The organism is Cupriavidus sp. 01T418, assembly GCF_056398885.1.
This window is the reverse complement of record NZ_JBFTQG010000021.1, coordinates 82,544-101,339: the sequence shown is the minus strand read 5'-3', so window position 1 is coordinate 101,339 and position 18,796 is coordinate 82,544. Positions and strand designations below refer to the sequence as shown.

Here is an 18,796-nt window from a genome sequence, read left to right as displayed (position 1 = left end):
GCCACCAGGCCAGGTTGGCGGTATCCGCCGGATATCCGGCATATGGGGCGCGCTCGTGGCGGTGCAAGGCTCCCGGTATTATATGAGGCTGTCGCCATTTCAGCCGGCGCCCTGCGCGATTGACGCAGCGCGCCGCCGGCGTTGCCGGGACGCACGATGCGCCGCCATACTTTGCCCTACATGAAACGTCTTTTCCTGCGACTGACCCTGGTCGCCGTGGTTTTCGCGATTGCCGCTGCCGGTGCCTTTGCCTGGTGGGCCACTCATCCACTCCAGCTTTCGGTCTCGCCGATCGAAGTGGTGATCAAGCCCAACTCCAGCGTGGCCAGCGTCGGCCGCCAGATCGAACGCGGTGGCGTGCGCATGGATCCGCGCCTGTTCGCCTTGCTGGTGCGCCTTACCGGCCACGGCGGCGACCTCAAGGCTGGCGGCTACGAGTTCGACAGCACCGCCACGCCGTTGTCGGTGGTCGGCAAGATCGCCCGTGGCGAGGTCAACCACTACGTGCTCACCGTGATCGAAGGGTGGGAATTCCGCAAGATGCGCGCAGCCGTGGATGCGCACCCGGCGCTCAACCACGATAGCCGCGGCTTGTCCGATGCGGAGCTGATGAAGGCGATCGGTGCGCCTGAGCCAGCCCCGGAGGGCTTGTTCTTCCCCGACACCTACCTGTTTGCGCGCGGCAGCAGCGACCTGGAACTGTACCGCCATGCCTACCGCGCGATGCAGCGCCGCCTGACCGATGCCTGGAATGCGCGTGCCCCCAACCTGCCTTACAAGTCGCCCTATGACGCGCTGATCATGGCGTCCATCGTGGAAAAGGAAACCGGCCAGTCGGTCGAGCGCTCGCTGATTGCCGCCGTGTTCGTCAACCGCCTCAGGAAGGGCATGATGCTGCAGACCGATCCCACCGTGATCTACGGCCTGGGCGAAGCGTTCGACGGCAATATCCGCAAGCGCGACCTGCAGACCGACACCCCTTACAATACCTACACCCGTAACGGCCTGCCGCCCACCCCGATCGCCTTGCCCGGGCTGGCCTCGCTGGCCGCGGCCACCGCGCCGGCGCCGTCCGATGCGCTGTACTTCGTGGCGCGCGGCGACGGCAGCAGCCATTTCTCCAACTCGCTTCCCGAACACAACCGCGCGGTAGATAAGTACCAGCGCGGCAAATAAGTCTCTCCATGCGCGGAAAATTCATTACATTCGAAGGTATCGACGGTGCTGGCAAGAGCACCCACGTGGAGTGGGTGGCGCAGCGCCTGCGCGCCCGTGTGGCCGGCAATGCCGCCGTTGTCACCACCCGCGAGCCGGGCGGCACGCCGCTTGGCGAGGACCTGCGGCAGTTGCTGCTGCATCGCAAGATGCATCTTGAAACGGAGGCCTTGCTGATGTTCGCGGCTCGCCGCGAGCATATTGCCGAAGTCATCGAACCGGCCCTGGCCCGGGGCGACTGGGTTGTTTCCGACCGCTTCACCGATGCCACCTTCGCTTACCAGGGTGGTGGCCGCGGCTTGCCGCGCGCCCGGCTCGAAGTGCTGGAGGCCTGGGTGCAGGACGGCCTGCAGCCGGACCTCACGCTGCTGTTCGACGTGCCGCTGGAGACCGCCAGCGCACGCCTGGCCAGCGCCCGCGAGCCCGACAAGTTCGAGGCCGAGTCTCGTGCCTTCTTCGACCGCACCCGGCAGGAATACCTACGCCGCGCGGCGGAATCCCCGCAGCGGTTCCGGGTCATCGACGCCACCCGGACCATCGCCGAGATTCAGGTAGAGCTTGAGAAAATCATGGCAACGCTTTGAATCAACATCACTATTTGCAGTCTGTGATCGTGGCCGGAACGATGGAAGCCGCCGCTGCGCGTCTTGCCCGCAATCTGCGTTGTCACACGAAGATCTAACCCTAACTCACTGATTCGCATGCTTTATCCCTGGCAGAAAGAAGACTGGCAACGGCTGAACGCGCTGCGCGAGCGGCTCCCGCATGCCTTGCTGATCCACGGCCAGCAAGGCATCGGCAAACGCGACCTGGCGCTGCATTTCGCCCAGGGACTGCTGTGCGAAACCCCGCGGCCCGACGGCCAGCCCTGCGGCACATGCGCCGCCTGCCACTGGTTCAGCCAGGGTAACCATCCGGACTTCAGCGTGGTTCGCCCGCAAGCCATGGAGGCCTTGGGCGAGGTCGAGACCGACGAGAGCGGCAAGAAGAAGGCCCCCAGCAAGGTGATCCGCATGGAGCAGGTGCGGGCCCTGATCGATACGGTCGGCATCGGCACGCACCGCGCCGGCCTGCGGCTGGTGGTCGTCTATCCGCTCGATGCGCTGCAAAGCGAAGGGGCCAACGCCCTGCTCAAGACGCTGGAAGAGCCGCCGCCGTCCACCGTGTTCCTGCTGGTGACCGATCGCCTGGACCGGGTGCTGCCCACCATCCTGTCGCGCTGCCRCCAGTTTTCCGTGCAGCGGCCTTCCGCCGCCGAGGCCATGGCGTGGCTGGGCAGCCAGGGCGTGGGCGATGCCGAGGCCCAACTGGCGCTGGCGGGCGGCTCGCCGCTGAGCGCGCTGCATGCCGCCGAAGCGGAAGAGCAGCCGCTGCAGCGCTGGCTGGTGAGCCAGCTTGGTGCCGCCGCCGCCTTCGATGCGCTGGCGGCAGCCGAGCACGTTCAGAAAATGCCGGTGCCATCAGTGCTTGGCATCCTGCAGCGCTGGACGTACGATTTGCTGTCGGCGCGCCTGGCCGCGGCTCCGGGTCCGCGTTACTTCCCGCGCGAACAGGCGGTGCTGGCGCGTTGCGCACAGGCCACCGATGCGCACCGGCTGCAGGCTTTCTCCACGCGGCTGCTGAATCATCGCCGCAGCGAGAACCACCCGCTGGCGGCGCGCCTGGTCATGGAAGCCGTGTTTCTTGAGTACAGGCAGTTGTTTCAACCAGCCTGAGCAGTCGGGCAAGTCCGGCTAGTCCGGCTAGTCCAGCGAGTCCGATGGGTTCGATCAGTCCAATAAGGCCTTAAGGCCATGAAGTGAACAAGGGGTCAGTCATGAATACAGAAGTGACAGGGGCACGGGGCGCCGACGCTCCCGGCGCCACAGGCGCAGGCGGGGCGGGCGGCATTGGGGCGCCGACAGTTCCGGGCGCCGCTTCCCGGCCGAACGTACTTTCGCTTTCGATCAAGGACCAGGCAGGATTGCATGCCGCCTATATGCCGTTCCTGCAACGCGGGGGGATCTTCGTGCCGAGCAACCGGCCTTTCCGGCTGGGCGAACAAGTGTTCCTGGTGCTGTCGCTGCTGGACAGGCCGCAGAAGTACCAGATTGCCGGCCAGGTGGCATGGATCACGCCCGTCGGCACGCCGAACAAGACACCGGGGATCGGGATCCACTTGCCCGACGACGAGAATGGCCGCAACCTGCGCCGTGCCGTGGAAGAAATCCTGGGCAAGACAATCGAATCGGGCAAGCCGACGCAGACTTTATAATTGACCTTGGGTTTCTCATCCAAGCTATTGTTTTGAAAGATTTTTAAAATGAGTGATTCCGATTTTTCCGTTCGGGTCGCGGAGCAGCGCGACCTCGCTGCCATTGTCGCCATCTACAACAGCACCGTGGCATCGCGCATGGTTACGGCGGATACGGAGCCGGTCGCGGTGGATTCGCGCCAGGCCTGGTTCGACAACCACCGGCCCGAGCGCCGGCCCCTGTGGGTGGCGGAGGACCGGGACGGGAAGATGGCCGGCTGGCTCAGCTTTTCCGACTTCTATGGCCGCCCGGCCTATGGCGCCACCGCGGAAGTCTCGATCTACCTCGATGCCGGCCGCAGGGGTCAGGGGCTGGGACGCTTCCTGCTGCAGCAGGCCATTGCGCATGCGCCGCAGATTGGGGTCAAGACCCTGTTGGGTTTTATCTTCGGCCACAACGCGCCCAGCCTGGGCCTGTTCACTTCGCTGGGTTTCGAGCGCTGGGGCAACCTGCCGCGCGTGRCGGTGCTCGACGGGGTCGAGCGCGACCTGATCATCCTCGGCCGGCATCTGACCAGGCCTGAAGAACAATCCTGAGGGGCGGGGCGCCCAGGGCGCCGTCTGGTGATCCGCCACGGGCGCGTGGGCGCGACCGGATACAATAGCGGGTGGCGCCGCTCGCGGCGGCGCCACCATCCGGAAACCGCCCCAATGTTTGTCGATTCCCACTGCCATCTAGACTTTCCCGAACTGGCCGAGCGCTTGCCCGAACTGCTGGAGAACATGCGTGCCAACCAGGTAACGCATGCGCTGTGCATCTCGGTCACGCTGGAAGATTTTCCGCGCGTGCTGGCGCTCGCCGAGCAGCATCCGCATCTGTATGCCTCGGTCGGCGTCCATCCCGACCACGAGGAGGGCGAGGAGCCCACGCTGGAGCGCCTGCTGGCGCTGTTGGCGCATCCGCGCGTGGTCGGCACCGGCGAGACCGGGCTCGACTACTACCGCCTGAACGGCCGCAGCATTGCCGACATGGAGTGGCAGCGCGAGCGTTTCCGCACCCATATCCGCGCCGCGCGGCAGACCGGCAAGCCGCTCATCATCCATACCCGTTCTTCCGCCGACGACACCCTGCGCCTGATGCGCGAGGAAGACGCGCGTGCCGCCGGCGGGGTGATGCATTGCTTTACCGAAAGCTGGGACATTGCCCGGCAATCCCTGGATGAAGGCTTCCATATCTCGTTTTCCGGCATCGTGACGTTCAAGAACGCGCTGGAGTTGCAGGAAACCGCGCGCAAGATACCGCTGGACCGCATGCTGATCGAGACCGATTCGCCCTACCTGGCCCCCGTGCCTTACCGCGGCAAGACCAACCAGCCGGCCTGGGTGCGCCATGTTGGCGAGTTCATCGCCAATCTGCGCGGCATGCCGGTCGAAGCGTTGGCGGAGCAAACGACCGACAATTTCTTCCGTCTTTTCAAGCATATAGATAGGAAAGCTCATGCTTAATATGAAAACTGTCCGGCGCCTCGCCGCTGTCGCTGCCCTGCTTTCCGGCACCATCGCCTGGGCGGCGCCCGTGGACGACATGCGCAAGGCAGTGGAGTTCGACGACGTCAAGGCCGCCCAGAAGATGCTGGCGCGCGGCGTCGATCCCAACCTGGTGGACGCCAAAGGCAATCCCATGCTGGTGGTGGCGTTGCGGGAGAAGTCGCTGAAAGTGGCCGAGGCGCTGATCCGGGCCAAGGATATCGATTTCGACAAGACCAATGCGGCTGGCGAGACGCCGCTGATGATGGCCAGCCTGCAGAACGAGATCAGCATGGTCAAGCTGATGGTCGACCAGATGGAGGTTGAGATTAACAAGACGGGCTGGACGCCATTGCACTACGCGGCGACCAACGGCAATAACGAGATTGTTAAATTCCTGGTCGACCACGCGGCTTATATTGACGCGGAAAGCCCCAACGGCACCACGCCGCTGATGATGGCGGCACGCGGCGGCCATATCGAGACTGTCAAGCTGCTGCTGGATGAAGGTGCCGACATGCGGCTGAAGAACCAGCAGGCCATGACGGTGATCGATTTCGCCGAGCGCTACCACCAGAAGGAAATCGCCGAGGGCCTGAAATCGCGCTGGCAGAAGCTGTATCCGCAGACGCCGCTGAGCGCGCAGCCCCCGCAGAAGGGCTGGAACTGAGCCACGGGAACCGCGCCGGCTGGTCCGGGCGGTTCCTGCCCCGGCGCCTATACGTCGTCCGCCAGGCGCACGCCGGTGAACTGCCAGCGCTGGTGCGGGTAGAAGAAGTTGCGGTAGCTGGAACGGATATGCGATTCCGGCGTCACGCAGGAGCCGCCGCGCAGCACCATCTGGCTGCACATGAACTTGCCGTTGTATTCCCCCACCGAGCCGGCGGTCGGCCGGAAGCCGGGATAGGGCTGGAAGGGGCTGGCGGTCCATTCCCACACATCGCCAAACATCTGCCGCAGCGCACCCGAGGTGTTCTGCCGGTCAGGCAGCGGCCGCAGAATCCGTCCTTCGATAAAATTCCCGGTGGCCGGCAGGTTGCGCGCCGCGTGCTCCCATTCCGCCTCGGTCGGCAGGCGGCGCTCGGCCCAGCGGGCGAAGGCATCGGCCTCATAGAAGCTGACATGGGTGACCGGGCTGTCCGGATCGACTGGCTGCATACCGCGTAAGCTCATCTGCCACCAGGTGCCCTCGCGTTCCTCCCAGTACAGCGGTGCCTCGATGCCCTGTTCGCACACCCAGCGCCATCCATCCGACAGCCAAAGGCCGGCGGTACTGTAACCGCCGTCTTCGATGAATTCGAACCACTGGTGGTTGCTGATGGGGTGGGAGCAGAGCTGGTAGGGCTGCAGCAGCACATTGTGGCGCGGGCTTTCGCAATCGAAGGCAAAGCCGTCGCTATCGTGGCCGATGGCGACGACGCCGCCGGCAAAGGGGATCCATTCCGCGGCCGGGCGAGGGTCGGCGATGACGGGCACCAGCAACTCCGGCGCAAAAGCCGGCTTCAGCGGATTCTGCGCGAACAAGTGGAGGATGTCGGTCAGCAGCAGTTCCTGGTGCTGCTGTTCGTGGTTCAGGCCAAGCTCGATCAGGGCAGCCTCGGCATCCGTCTGGGCGCTTGTCAGCAGCCCGAGCATGGTTTCGTCGACCGCCTCCCGGTAAGCCAGGATCTCGTCCAGCGAAGGCCGCGAGAGCAATCCCCGGCGCGGGCGCGGGTGGCGGGCGCCGACCGATTCGTAATAGGAATTGAACAGGTAGCGGTACTGCGGATCGACCGGCTCGTAGTCCGGGATGCGGGCCGTCAGCACGAATTCCTCGAAGAACCAGGTGGTATGCGCCAGGTGCCATTTGGCCGGGCTGGCGTCGTCCATCGACTGCACCGTGGCGTCGGCGTCGGTCAGGTCGGCGACCATGGCCTCGGTGGCCGAGCGGACGTGGCGATACCGGGCAAGCAGGGCTGGCTCGTGCGGAGGATGCACGGCGCTGGCAGGCAGCAGGGCAGAGGACATGCGGGCTCCCTTATTGATCTTGCGGGACAGGTTCCGATCCAGGCCCGCGCATCATGTGCAATACGCACAGTACGCGCGCAATAGGCGCAACAAGGCCGCGCGGGCTTCCCCCTGGATGGACGTAAAACGAAACCGCTCAAGCGTTCGGAACCATCATAGACCCGATCATGCACCGGGTATAGCAGGCATGTGCCGACAAGACCCCGGTCAAGGGATTCGCCAGGCGGTCCGGCCGAAGAGGCGGGACACGGCTCTGGCCGATCGCCACCACGTCCGCGCGGAGTGCCGCCTCGAACAAGGATTGCGGGCGCCGGTCGTACCACAGCCGGTGTATATGCGCTTCGTCGCGCAGCGTCTGACCACGAGAGTTGCGCGCGATGTTGCTGGCGCAGCAGCGCCAGCACCAACGCAAAGCGCCCGCCGGCATGACTGCGGGCGGGCGCTTTGCCTCGTGGCGCGGCGGCTTGCTGCCGCCGGGCCGCGGTCGGCCGGTTACGCGGCCAGGGCTGTCACGGCGCTGTTGGCCGAGGCCAGGGAGGCTTCGCGGGCTTCCGGGCCCATGGCGAGGCCATGCGCGCGGACGTAGGTGATATCGGTGATGCCCAGGAAGCGGAACACCGCGTCGACGGTCTGCTCATGCAGGTCCAGGGCATTGGCGTCCTGGCGCACGCCGCCGCGCGACGACACCACGATCATGCGCTTGCCACCGGCCAGGCCGACCGGGCCGGTCTCGGTATACTTGAAGGTGCGGCCAGCCTGGGCGATGCGGTCGATCCAGGACTTGAGCTGGCTGGGGATGCTGAAGTTGTATTGCGGCACGCCCAAGACCAGCACGTCGGCTTCCAGGAATTCCTTCAGGAAGGCTTCGGTGCGCTGCAGTTCGCTTTCCTGTACGGCGTTCAGGCCGTCCTTCGGGCCGCCCAGCACGGGCAGCAGCGCGTTCGACAGGTGGGCCGGCGCGTCCTGGTCCAGGTCGCGCACGGTCAGGGTGGCTTGGGGGTTGATGGCGCGCAGGTCGGCCACGACCTTGGCGGTCAGGGCACGGGAAGCGGAATGGCCGCCAAGTACGCTCGAGTCAATTTGCAAGATCTTCATGTTCATCTCCAGGGGGTTCGGTTGGATGCGTGAAAGATAGCGGTCTGCCATTGATGCCGGTAGTGGGGCAAAATAGAACTTATTGTTCCAGAAACGGAACGGCAGGCTGGCAGTCCGGCATGGCGGCTGCTACTCTGGCGCGCTCCCCGCCAAGGAAATCCGATGCAAGACCTGAACGATCTCTCGCTGTTTGCCCAAGTGGTCCAGCATGGCAGTTTTTCCGCCGCCAGCCGTGCGAGTGGTGTGCCAAAGTCCCGCCTGAGCCGGCGCATTGCGCAGCTGGAGCGCGACCTGGGCGTGCAGTTGCTGCGCCGGACCACCCGGCAAGTGCGCGTGACGCAGATCGGCGAGGCGTACTACGAGCGCTGCCGCGCGATGCTGGCGGAGGTGGAGGCGGCGCGCGAGGTGATTGAGCAGGCACGCGACCAGCCGGGTGGCAACCTGCGCATCAGCTGCCCGGTGGCGATTGCCCAAAGTCTGCTGGCGCCGGCCATCGGGCATTTCCTGCAGGCAAATCCCGGGGTTCGGATCGAAGTGGAGGCCACCAACCGCCGCGTCGACGTCATCGGCGAAGGATTCGACCTGGCGCTGCGGGTGCGCGACGTCATGGACGATTCCTCGCTGGTGGTGCGCACCTACGGCGAAAGCCCGCTCATGCTGGTGGCCAGTCCGGCGTTGCTCGACAGCATTGGGCGCCCGCGCACCCCCGAAGCCCTGGACGGCATGCCCGGCGTCAACCAGAAGCCGCACGATGGCAAGCACGTCTGGTCGCTGACCTGCAATACCGGACAGTCCATCCATATTGCCTACGACCCGCGCCTGATCTGTGACGAATTCGCCTTGCTGCGCGAGGCCGCCATCGCGGGCGTGGGCGTGGCGATGCTGCCGCGCATGTTCTGCCGCGACGCTATCGAAAGCGGCGAGCTGGAAGTGCTGCTGCCCCAGTGGATCATGCCGGTCGGCACCCTGCATGCGGTATTTCCCTCGCGCAAGGGGATGCCGCCGGCGCTGCGGCGCTTTCTCGATTTCCTCGCCGAGATCCTGCCTGAGACAGCTTACAAGGCGGGGATGCAGCCGCCCCGGCAACCCGGCATGCATCGTCCGATCGGCATGGCCTGAGGGACGCCTTCCATGCAGTCTGCCTGCCGCGCCCGCCGCACTGGTTCCCGGCACTTGCGTCTTGCGCCTTTACCTTCACCGCCGTGCGCGCTAAGGTACAGGGGCAAGCCGGCGCGTGGAGGTAAAGCCGCTTCCGCGGTGCCCTGGCTGTTCCAACCTGACAAGGAGTGACAACCATGAGCGGTTCACAAGGATCCCAGGAACTCGGCAAGGCGCTGCTGCGCATCGTGCTCGGCGCGCTGATCCTGCTGCACGGGATATCCAAGCTGATCAGCGGGCCCGGTTCCGTCTTGCAAGCGGTGACGCAAGCTGGCTTGCCGCCGGCCCTGGCATACCTTGTCTACATCGGCGAAGTGGTGGCGCCGGCCCTGCTGATCCTGGGTCTCTGGGCGCGGCTCGCCGCGCTGGTCGTGGCCGTCAACATGCTGACCGCGGTGGGGCTGGTGCATACGAAACAGCTCGGCATGCTGGCCAATACAGGCGGCTGGGCGCTGGAACTGCAGGCGATGTTCCTGGCCGCCGCGCTCGCGGTTGCGCTGCTGGGCGCGGGGCGCCTGAGTGTGGGCGGCATCGGCGGCAGATGGAACTAGCCTCGCTGCCCGCTGCTCCTCATGCCGCCGGGATGCCCGCGGGGCTGCCAGCGGCCCAGCGGCCCAGCGTCTCGGCCACGAACATATCGGGCGGCAGCGCGGGCGACCACAGGTAGCCCTGGCCGAGATCGCAGTCCAGGGCCTGCAGCGCATCGCGCTGCGCGGGAGTTTCGATGCCCTCGGCCACGCACTCCAGCATGAGATCGCGCGCGAGGTTGATGACGTTGCGGCAGATCGCCGCGCGCTGGCTGTTGCCCGGCACCGCGACCACGAAGGAGCGGTCCAGCTTGATCTGGGTGAACGGCAGGTCGGCCAGCAGTTTCAGGGTGGCGATGCCGATCCCGAAATCGTCGATCGCCACGCCGTAGCCAAGCAGGCGCAGGCGGTTCAACGCAATCGACAGGGCACGGGTGTCGGGCACCGGATAGCCTTCGGTCAGCTCGATGATCAATAGCTGGCGTGGCATGCCGCTGGCTTCCACCATGGCATCGAAGGTGTCCAGCACACCGGGGTGGCACAGCGTCTGGGCGGAGGCGTTGATGCTGAGCGGGATGCGCACGCCGCGCGCCAGCAGCTGCCGCTGCACCGCCAGGCACTGCTGGCCTGCCAGCTGGAAAATCGCATCGGCCTCGCCCAGCGCCTCCAGCCTGGGGATGAACAGTTCGGGGCGGATCAGGCCCAGCACCGGATGGCGCCAGCGGCAAAGCGCCTCGGCGCCGGCCAGGGCGCCGCTGCCGATCCTGAACTGGGGCTGCAGCATGATGAAGAAGGCACCGGAGTTTCGCATCGCGGCGAGCAAGTCGCGGTCGTCCGGCTGGCTTGGCGCCGCCTCGGGCACTTCCGCGGTAAGGTCGCGCTCCAGTGCATCCTGCAGGATTTCCTCCAGCACCGCTGCCGAGATCGGCTTGCGAAGCGCCCGCACATGGACCAGCCCGACCGAATCGGCCAGATTCACATGGGACTCGATGATGTCGTCCTGCAGCGCCGACACCCAGACCCACAGCGGCTGGGCGCCGGCAAAGGCGTTGTCCTTGCGCCGGGTCAGTTCGTCCATCATGCCAGGCCCGTTGAGCCCCGGCATTTCGATATCGCAGAGCACGAGGTCGAACTTGCGCGTGGCGAGCATGTCCAGCGCAGCGCGGCCGTCTGCGGTGCGATGCACGTCGCTGACGCCTAACTGGATCAGCAACTGTTCCGCTGCCAGCAATTGGAAAGGATGGTCATCGACCACCAGGGCGGACAGTCCGGCGTAGCGTGTCTGCATGGTTGGCTCGGGATCGGGTCGATGGAAATTGCGGCAGGCGTCGCCCCATAGTAGCGCACCTGTTGCGTGCCGGGCGCGCCTTTGCATTGAGCGGCCTCAGCATCGGTAGCGGCGGTCGGCATGGCAGGGCAGGGCGCTTCCCTGCAAAAATCGCGGGATATTACATCTTGGCAAACATCTAGCACGGAATTGCTGCTCCCAGACCCGCTACAATCGGTGCCCGAGGTATTTGACGATGGCGTTTCGATAATGGGTTTTGGCTGGTTCGGATTTTCGACTTTGTGGCTTGTGCCGCTGGTGTGGCGACAGGCGGTGCGTCTGCTCGCCGGCGAGCGCCGTATCTTTAGCGGACGCGGCACGCTGCGGGTCTGGTTTGGCACGCTGATCGTGCTGTGCGCGAGCGCTTCGCTCGAGGCACTGACGGGTGCCGCGGGCGAGGCGGGCATGGCGGGCAGCACTTCGGGCGGCAGCGCCGGCCGTGCGCTGGGCAGCCTGGTTTCCGGCATGTTCGGCTGGAGCGCCAGCCTGCTGCTGATGCTTGGCGTGCTGGCGCTGGCCGCACCGATGGTGTTCGGCGAAACCTGGCGCGGCCTGTTCGTGCGCAAGCCCAGCGTGGCGGAGCCGGACGAGGCGGACCTCGCGCCGCTGCGCCCGCCCGCCCGTACCACGCGCGAGCCGGACAACTGGGAGACCACCCATTTGGGCGCGACGCATGCCGCAACGCCGGGCGCGACCGATTACGTACCCCGCCACAAAGGTATCGAAGCCGTTTCGGCGCGGCGCCAGCCCGTCTGGCAGCCGCCGGCGCGCACCCGCAGCTCGCCGCCGCAGCCGGGCGAGATCTGGCTGCAGCAGGCAGGCCCGCCGGGTGCCGTCAAGCCGGAAGCGGCTGCGCCAGTGCCTGCGCCCGCCATGCCAAGGCCTGCCCCATTCAGGCCCGCACCAGCGCGGGCAGCCACGCAGCCCCAGGCTGCTGCACGGACGACATCCGCGGCGGCCAGCGCCACGGCCAGTCTGGCTGCGCCTGCAGCTGCGCGCGCGACCGTGGCCAGCAGCCCTTTGCGCCAGCCGCAGACCGGCGTGCGTTCCGCCATTACGACGCTGCCCGAAGCCAACGCGCGGACCGTCCAGCCCGTTGCCGCAAAGACCGTGACCAGTGCTGCCGTGGTGCCGCCGCCCGTCGCGCGCCAGGAAGGCGCGCAGGTTGACGCGCCGCGGGGATCGCAAGCGCTGCCCGCGCACGCCTCGGCCCGGCCAGCGCAAGCACCGGCCGCGCAACCCGAATTGGCGGACAAGCTGGATACCGAAGTGCTCGAAATCGAAGAAGCCAGCGCGGTGCTAGCCGCGGAGCCGCAGACGGTGGCCGTGCTGACCGCCGAAGACGTCGCGGTGCCGGTCGCCGGCCTTGCCGCCACCATGCCGGGAGAGACGACGGGAAAGATGCCGGGAGAGACGCCGGGACACACCCCATTGCACGCGGACGCCGCCAGCGAAGGCGACGCGCCAGCGGCGACGCTGGACGAGATCCGCCTGGAAGCCGAAGCCTTGATGGCGGAGCTGAAAGCCCTGGCTGGTGCCTTTCGACCGGCACCGCCTGCCGTGCCGGTTTTGCCGCCACAAGCGGCGGTGGCCGATGCGCAGGCGCAAGCCGCGCCATTGCCGGATGCCGCAAGCGAAACCTTGGCCGGGATCCCTGCCGAGGCTGCAGCCGATGCGGTGAGTCATCTGGTGAGCGGCTCGGTGGCAGAGGCCGGGGAGCCATTGGCATGTGCCAAGCCTGAGGCCGAGGCCCAGGCTGGCATCGAGAGCGAAATCGAAGGCGAGCCAAAAGCCGAAGTCGAAGATCCGCTTGAAGCCGAAGCTGCAATGCCGCTCGCCACCGAAGTGGCAGCGGAAGCGGAGGGCGAGCCTGAAGCCGGTTCCGCCCTGGAAGTCGTCGCCGATGGCGTTCTCGATGCCAACCTGCTGATCGAGTCTCGCAGCGAGGACAACGATCGCGCTCCTGCGCCGCAAGACGCCGGCGAAGTGCCCGCCGGCGCCTCCGCTCCGGCGCCGCTCCCGTTGCCCGAAGCGGTCCCCGGCGCGCCAGCGCCCAAGCCGCGCATCGTGCTGCCGGCCGTGGTCGGCAAGGTGGTGGCGTTCGATCCGGTGCAGGGTCCCGCGGCGGCCCCGCCCGCGGCAACGGCAATACCGGCGTCGATGGCCATTGCCGTGACGCCGGCACCCGCACGGATATCGGACTACCGCCTGCCCGACCTCGCCCTGCTGGAGAGCGCCACGGCCGATGTCGAGCAGGTCACCGAGGAGCGCCTGCGGGAAACCGGCGAACTGATCGCGCAGCGCCTGGCGGAGTTCAAGGTGCCGGTGTCGGTGGTGGGTGCGTCGGCCGGCCCGGTGATCACGCGCTTCGAGGTGGATCCCGCCATGGGCGTGCGCGGCGCGCAGGTGGTGGGCCTGATGAAGGACCTGGCGCGTGCGCTGGGCGTGACCTCGATCCGCGTGGTCGAGACCATTCCCGGCAAGACCTGCATGGGACTGGAGTTACCGAATGCGAAGCGCCAGATGATCCGGCTGTCGGAAATCGTGGCAGCGTCGTCGTTCCTCGCGCACAACTCGAACCTGGTGCTGGCGATGGGCAAGGACATCACCGGCAATCCGGTGGTGACCGACCTGGCGCGCGCGCCGCACCTGCTGGTGGCGGGCACCACCGGCTCGGGCAAGTCCGTGGCGGTCAACGCCATGATCCTGTCGCTGCTGTACAAGGCCACGCCGGACGATGTGCGCCTGATCATGATCGACCCCAAGATGCTGGAGCTGTCGGTCTACGAAGGCATCCCCCACCTGCTCGCGCCGGTGGTGACCGATATGAAGCAGGCCGCGCACGCGCTCAACTGGTGCGTGGGCGAAATGGAAAAGCGCTACCGGCTGATGTCGGCGCTGGGCGTGCGCAACCTGGCCGGGTTCAACCAGAAGATCCGCGCTGCCCAGGCCGTGGGCGAGCACGTGCCCAACCCGTTCTCGCTGACGCCCGATGCGCCCGAGCCGCTGCGCACGCTGCCGCTGATCGTGGTGGTGATCGACGAACTGGCCGACCTGATGATGGTGGCCGGCAAGAAGATCGAAGAACTGATCGCACGGCTGGCGCAGAAAGCGCGCGCGGCCGGCATCCACCTGATCCTGGCCACGCAGCGCCCGTCGGTGGATGTGATTACCGGCCTGATCAAGGCCAATATCCCGACCCGGGTGGCTTTCCAGGTCTCGTCCAAGATTGACTCGCGCACCATTCTCGACCAGATGGGTGCCGAAAGCCTGCTGGGGCAGGGCGATATGCTGTTCCTGCCGCCGGGTACCGGCTACCCGCAGCGGGTGCACGGCGCCTTTGTGGCTGACGACGAAGTGCACCGCGTGGTGGAGCACTGGAAGCAGTTCGGCGAGCCCGACTACGAGGAAGCCATCCTCGCGGGAGACCCCGGCGAGGCCGCTGCCGCGGACCTGTTCGGCGAAGGCGGCGGCGATGTGGAAGCAGACCCGTTGTACGACGAAGCGGCCTCTTTCGTGCTGACCAGCCGCCGGGCCTCGATTTCGGCAGTGCAGCGCCAATTGCGCATTGGCTATAACCGCGCCGCGCGCCTGATCGAGCAGATGGAAGTGGCGGGGCTGGTGTCGCCGATGGGCCGCAACGGTGCGCGCGATGTGCTTGCGCCGGGTCCGGGCGATTGAGGGCAGAGGGGGGCACCGGGAGACGATGATGGATTCCACGACCACACCGTCGCCTGTGCCGCAGGGCAACCTGCTGGCGCAGGTGCCGGCCGACCGCGCGGCGGAACGTTTCGACGCATTGCTGGAACGGCCTGGCCTCAAGATCGAACGCATCGTTTCCAACGGTCAGGCCAGCCCGCCCGGTTTCTGGTACGACAGCGCGCAGGACGAATGGGTGTTGCTGATGAGCGGAAGCGCCGGTCTGCATATCGAGGGCGAAACCGAGGTGCGCACGCTTGCGCCCGGCGACTGGCTGCACCTGCCGGCGCATTGCCGGCATCGGGTGGCGTGGACCGATGCGGACCAGCCGACGGTCTGGCTTGCGGTGCATTGCGAACCAGCGCGACGAGGCTGAAGAACGTAGGGCTTAAGCGAAACGGAGCGCTGGCGCCTGGCGTCTGGCGTCTGGCGCTGGCCGAAGCCCACCGGGCTCGGCCTGACCGCTGGCGCATCCTTGCTTCGATGCAAATTACGGCCTTGCCTGGGTCAGGTTTGGATGCAAATCAACACCCCGGGCATTGAGTGCTTCGTTGAAAAAAGACGACAGCAACCGGCTTTCGCGCCGTTCGGCAAGGCAATAGAGATAGGTATCGGTACGAACCGGGTCCCCTTCGATACGAATCGCCCGGAAACGCGGATCAGGAATGAACTCTGCCTCAGAGACAGTTCCCACGCCCAAGCCACGTGCCACCGCCTCGCGCAGCGCCTCGCGGCTGCCGATTTCCATGACGACCCGTGCCTTTACACCAGCTTTTTCAAACGCCGCATCGAGCGCGGATCGTGTGGTGGATCCACGCTCGCGCTGCAGCAGCGGCGCGTCGTGCAACGCCGCCAATGGCACGCTGCCATGCTTGGCCAGCGGGTGAGAGATCGGCGCAAAGAGGATCACCGGGTGGCTCGCATAGAGCACCGAGTGAAAGCCTGGCTCGTCGTGTGCACCGGCCAGTACCGCGATGTCGGTGATGTAGTTGTCCAGGTCCGCGAGCACCTGGGCAGAGTTGCCGACCCGGATCGACAAGTTGATCCGCGGATAGCGCCGGCGGTAGGCCTCAACCATTTCGATGACATGGAACGGCCCAACCGCGCCGATTTTCAGCTCCCCCGTATCGAGCTTGCCGGCGTCGTGCAGGAGGTTAAAGGCGTCGAGTTCGAGCGCCCCCAGTTGCTGGGCGATTGGCATTAACGCCAGGCCGAGTTGCGTGAGCTCTGCGCCACGTCCGCGCCGGTGGAACAACTCGACGTCGTGCTGTTTTTCCAATGCCTGAATCTGCGTGGTGACGGTGGGCTGCGCGAGCCCCAGCGCACGGGCGCCGGCACTGAAGCTGCCATGGCGTGCCACGGCCAGGAAGGCGCGGAGTCGGGTTGCCGACATGTATAGCTTTAACCTATGGATCACTGATAAATGTGATACTAGTTTGATAACATGACCGACATGTGACATCGGTAACCTGCGTGGCATTCCTTCTCGCCTAACGGATGCCTGTCATGAAATTCTTCTCCCGCCGTCTTCCCTTTGCTGCCGTTTCCGCCGCCATGTTGCTGGCAGCCTCTCATGCGGCGCTTGCCGCGCAAGACACGCTGACCATCGGTCTGATCCCGGCCGAGGATTCGCAAGCGATGATCGAGTCGAGCAAGCAAGTCATCGAGCGGCTGCAGCAGCAGACTGGCATGAAGGTGAAGCCCTTCGTCGCCACCGATTACAACGGCATCATCGAAGCGCTGCGCGCCAGGAAGCTTGATGTGGCCTACCTCGGCCCGTTCTCGTATGTGCTGGCCGCATCCGTGGCAAACGTCGAGGCGTTCTCCGTCGCGGTGACGAAGAAGTCGGGCAAGAGCGCGTACAAGAGCGTGATCGTGGTGCGCAAGGACAGTGGCATCCATGACTTGCCTGACCTCAAGGGGCACACCTTCGCCTTCGTCGACCCGAGCTCCACCTCTGGCCATCTGTTTCCCAAGGCCGGACTTGAGCAGGCCGGGTACGACTCCGCCAAGCTGTTCTCGCGCGTGGTCTTCTCCGGCTCGCACGATGCCAGTCTGCTGGCGGTGGTCAACAAGAAGGTCGACGCCGCCGCGGTGGCCGACCGGATCTACGCATCGGCTGTCGCCAGCGGCCAGGTCCGCGCCAATGACCTGAGCGTGGTCTGGAGCTCCGGCGACATTCCCGAGTCGCCGATGGTGTGGCGCAAGGATCTGGACCCGGCCGTCAAGGACAAGGTGGCAAAGGCACTGGCGAGCATCAAGGACGTGCAATGGGGCGACCAGGGCATGCTGAACGGCTTCCAGCCGACCAGCGACGCCGCGTATGACGTGGTGCGCAATACCGCCAAGGTGCTCAAGCTCGATCTGCGGAGCATGAAATGATCAGGCTCCGCGGCGTTACCAAGCGCTTCGGGGACAATCCGGTCCTGTGCGGCGTCGACCTGGACGTGGCCCCCGGTGAGTTCCTGGTGATCCTCGGCCAGTCCGGCGCGGGCAAGTCCACGCTGCTGCGCTGCATGAACCGGCTGGCGCGTGCCGATGCCGGCGAACTGCGGGTGGCTGGCGTCGACGCCACGGTCGAGCGCGACACGCGGGCGCTGCGGCGGCAGGTCGCCATGATCTTCCAGCACCACGATGTGGTGCCTCGCCTGTCGGTGCTGCGCAATGTGCTGACGGGGCGCCTGGGGTCGGTGCCCGTGCTGGCGTCGATCCTCCAATTCTTTACCCGCGCCGACGTGGCGCTGGCCCGCGAATGCCTGGCGCGTGTCGAGCTCTCGCACAAGGCGAATGCGCGGACCGACGCGCTCTCCGGCGGGCAACGCCAGCGCGTGGGCATTGCGCGCGCACTGGCGCAGCGGCCTCGCGTCATCCTGGCCGACGAGCCTGTCGCCAGCCTCGACCCGAAGACCGCGCGGCTGGTGATGCAGTATCTGCATGCCGCCACCCGGGAGCTGGGCATCACGGTGGTCTGCAATCTTCACCAGGTCGACTACGCACGCGAGTTCGGCGATCGCATCGTTGGCCTGGCCCATGGCCGCGTGGTATTCGACGGCGCGCCGTCGGCACTCGACGATGCCGAGCTAGCCCGCATCTACCCGGGGGCGCAACCGCAAGCCCCGGTACCCGGCGAGGCCGCGCAGGCAGTCGATGCGCTCGCCGAATCGTTCTACGCCGCGCGCGCGGGAGCATGATCATGGAAGACCGCAAGTATCTCTTGACCGCGCCATTGCCCGAAGGCGTGCGGGGCTGGGCAGCGCTGGTCGCTGTGCTGGTGGTGGTGTTCGCTGGCCTGCAATGGAGCGCGCAGCTGAGCGTGTCCGACCTGGCGGCCGGGCTGCCGCAGATTGCGGATTTCCTCGGGCGCACCATACCGCCAGACTGGAGCATCCTGCCGTCGCTGCTGGCGCCGGCCATCGAAACGGTGCAGATCGCGATCTGGGGCACGCTGCTCGGCGTGATCGGCGCGATTCCCGTGTCGTTCCTGGCCGCGCGCAACCTCAACGCGAATAGCTGGATCTACCGGGGCACGCGCCAGGTGCTCAACGTGACGCGGAGCATCAACGAACTGATACTCGCGCTGGTGTTCGTGGCCGCCGTGGGTCTTGGCCCGTTTCCCGGCGTGCTGGCGCTGGCTGTGCACGGCATTGGTATGCTCGGCAAGTTCTTTGCGGAGAGCATCGAGGAGATTGACCAGGGCCCGCTCGAGGCGCTGCGCGCCACAGGTGCCCGGCCGCTGCAGGTGATCGTGTTCGGCGTGCTGCCGCAGGTGCTGACCGCCTGGATCGCCGTCGTGCTGTACCGCTTCGAGGTGAATCTGCGTTCGGCCACCGTACTGGGCATGGTGGGCGCCGGCGGACTTGGCTTCGAACTGGTGAGCAGCCTCAAGCTCTTCAAGTACCAGGAGACTGCCACCTGCATCGTCGTCATCACGGTCATGGTGATCCTTGCCGACCTGATCTCCAACCGGCTGCGTGAGGCCATCCGCAACGGCGGACGCGACTGATCCGA

Annotated in this window: 18 protein-coding genes; 14 read left to right on the top strand and 4 right to left on the bottom strand. The window is 66.2% G+C overall.

The genetic code is table 11. The features are described from left to right. Positions 1-180 precede the first annotated feature (180 nt). The 7 genes from mltG (at position 181) to AC1DQ3_RS20700 (ending at position 5,645) form a co-directional block, all read left to right on the top strand. Positions 181-1,176: an endolytic transglycosylase MltG gene (gene mltG, locus AC1DQ3_RS20730; RefSeq protein ID WP_477122023.1), complete on the top strand. Its 996-nt coding sequence runs from the start codon at positions 181-183 to the stop codon at positions 1,174-1,176. An 8-nt stretch (positions 1,177-1,184) separates the two neighbouring features. Beyond that, positions 1,185-1,799 carry a dTMP kinase gene (gene tmk, locus AC1DQ3_RS20725; protein ID WP_477122022.1) on the top strand — a complete coding sequence of 205 codons (615 nt, stop codon included), beginning with the start codon at positions 1,185-1,187 and terminating at the stop codon, positions 1,797-1,799. Positions 1,800-1,916: 117 nt separating this feature from the next. After that, entirely contained in the window at positions 1,917-2,930 is a 1,014-nt protein-coding gene (locus tag AC1DQ3_RS20720; RefSeq protein WP_477122021.1) for a DNA polymerase III subunit delta', read from the top strand. A gap of 101 nt (positions 2,931-3,031) precedes the next feature. Next, complete coding sequence (locus AC1DQ3_RS20715) at positions 3,032-3,469, top strand: PilZ domain-containing protein (protein ID WP_477122020.1); 438 nt, start codon at positions 3,032-3,034, stop codon at positions 3,467-3,469. A gap of 48 nt (positions 3,470-3,517) precedes the next feature. After that, on the top strand, positions 3,518-4,045 hold the full coding sequence (locus tag AC1DQ3_RS20710) for an N-acetyltransferase family protein (RefSeq protein ID WP_477122019.1): 528 nt from the start codon (positions 3,518-3,520) through the stop codon (positions 4,043-4,045). A gap of 114 nt (positions 4,046-4,159) precedes the next feature. Beyond that, complete coding sequence (locus AC1DQ3_RS20705) at positions 4,160-4,954, top strand: TatD family hydrolase (protein ID WP_477122018.1); 795 nt, start codon at positions 4,160-4,162, stop codon at positions 4,952-4,954. Position 4,955: 1 nt separating this feature from the next. After that, positions 4,956-5,645, top strand: a complete 690-nt coding sequence (locus AC1DQ3_RS20700; RefSeq protein ID WP_477122042.1) for an ankyrin repeat domain-containing protein — start codon at positions 4,956-4,958, stop codon at positions 5,643-5,645. 47 nt (positions 5,646-5,692) lie between these two features. Here AC1DQ3_RS20700 and egtB read toward each other — a convergent pair whose 3' ends face one another. Both egtB and AC1DQ3_RS20690 read right to left on the bottom strand, forming a co-directional pair. Beyond that, positions 5,693-6,982: an ergothioneine biosynthesis protein EgtB gene (egtB, locus tag AC1DQ3_RS20695; protein ID WP_477122017.1), complete on the bottom strand. Its 1,290-nt coding sequence runs from the start codon at positions 6,980-6,982 to the stop codon at positions 5,693-5,695. Between the two features lie 492 nt (positions 6,983-7,474). Beyond that, positions 7,475-8,077, bottom strand: a complete 603-nt coding sequence (locus tag AC1DQ3_RS20690; RefSeq protein WP_477122016.1) for an FMN-dependent NADH-azoreductase — start codon at positions 8,075-8,077, stop codon at positions 7,475-7,477. Between the two features lie 162 nt (positions 8,078-8,239). Between AC1DQ3_RS20690 and AC1DQ3_RS20685 the strand changes: the two genes are divergently transcribed. Continuing rightward, positions 8,240-9,196: a LysR substrate-binding domain-containing protein gene (locus tag AC1DQ3_RS20685; RefSeq protein ID WP_477122015.1), complete on the top strand. Its 957-nt coding sequence runs from the start codon at positions 8,240-8,242 to the stop codon at positions 9,194-9,196. A gap of 176 nt (positions 9,197-9,372) precedes the next feature. After that, positions 9,373-9,786: a DoxX family protein gene (locus AC1DQ3_RS20680; RefSeq protein ID WP_477122014.1), complete on the top strand. Its 414-nt coding sequence runs from the start codon at positions 9,373-9,375 to the stop codon at positions 9,784-9,786. Positions 9,787-9,805: 19 nt separating this feature from the next. Here the strand turns inward: AC1DQ3_RS20680 and AC1DQ3_RS20675 are convergent, their stop codons facing one another. Further along, positions 9,806-11,050, bottom strand: coding sequence for an EAL domain-containing response regulator (locus tag AC1DQ3_RS20675; RefSeq protein ID WP_477122013.1), 1,245 nt, complete (start codon positions 11,048-11,050; stop codon positions 9,806-9,808). A 249-nt stretch (positions 11,051-11,299) separates the two neighbouring features. Here AC1DQ3_RS20675 and AC1DQ3_RS20670 point away from each other — a divergent pair, with 249 nt between their 5' ends. Together AC1DQ3_RS20670 and AC1DQ3_RS20665 are read left to right on the top strand one after the other, a co-directional pair. Next, a complete protein-coding gene (locus AC1DQ3_RS20670; protein WP_477122012.1) occupies positions 11,300-14,770 on the top strand; it encodes a DNA translocase FtsK in 3,471 nt (1,156 codons plus the stop codon). Between the two features lie 28 nt (positions 14,771-14,798). Further along, positions 14,799-15,164: a cupin domain-containing protein gene (locus AC1DQ3_RS20665; protein WP_477122041.1), complete on the top strand. Its 366-nt coding sequence runs from the start codon at positions 14,799-14,801 to the stop codon at positions 15,162-15,164. 114 nt (positions 15,165-15,278) lie between these two features. Here AC1DQ3_RS20665 and AC1DQ3_RS20660 read toward each other — a convergent pair whose 3' ends face one another. Then, complete coding sequence (locus AC1DQ3_RS20660; RefSeq protein WP_477122011.1) at positions 15,279-16,181, bottom strand: LysR substrate-binding domain-containing protein; 903 nt, start codon at positions 16,179-16,181, stop codon at positions 15,279-15,281. 113 nt (positions 16,182-16,294) lie between these two features. On the opposite strand from AC1DQ3_RS20660, the gene phnD reads away from it, so the two are divergent. Genes phnD through phnE form a run of 3 tightly spaced genes read left to right on the top strand, consistent with a single transcriptional unit; the run spans position 16,295 to position 18,791 of the window. After that, positions 16,295-17,170 (top strand): phosphonate ABC transporter substrate-binding protein, encoded by an 876-nt coding sequence (phnD, locus tag AC1DQ3_RS20655; protein WP_477122010.1) that lies wholly within the window; start codon positions 16,295-16,297, stop codon positions 17,168-17,170. Then, positions 17,167-17,979, top strand: a complete 813-nt coding sequence (phnC, locus tag AC1DQ3_RS20650; protein ID WP_477122009.1) for a phosphonate ABC transporter ATP-binding protein — start codon at positions 17,167-17,169, stop codon at positions 17,977-17,979. Before phnD ends, phnC begins: the two co-directional genes overlap by 4 nt. Before the next feature lie 2 nt (positions 17,980-17,981). Then, positions 17,982-18,791: a phosphonate ABC transporter, permease protein PhnE gene (phnE, locus tag AC1DQ3_RS20645; RefSeq protein ID WP_477122008.1), complete on the top strand. Its 810-nt coding sequence runs from the start codon at positions 17,982-17,984 to the stop codon at positions 18,789-18,791. Positions 18,792-18,796: the final 5 nt, after the last annotated feature.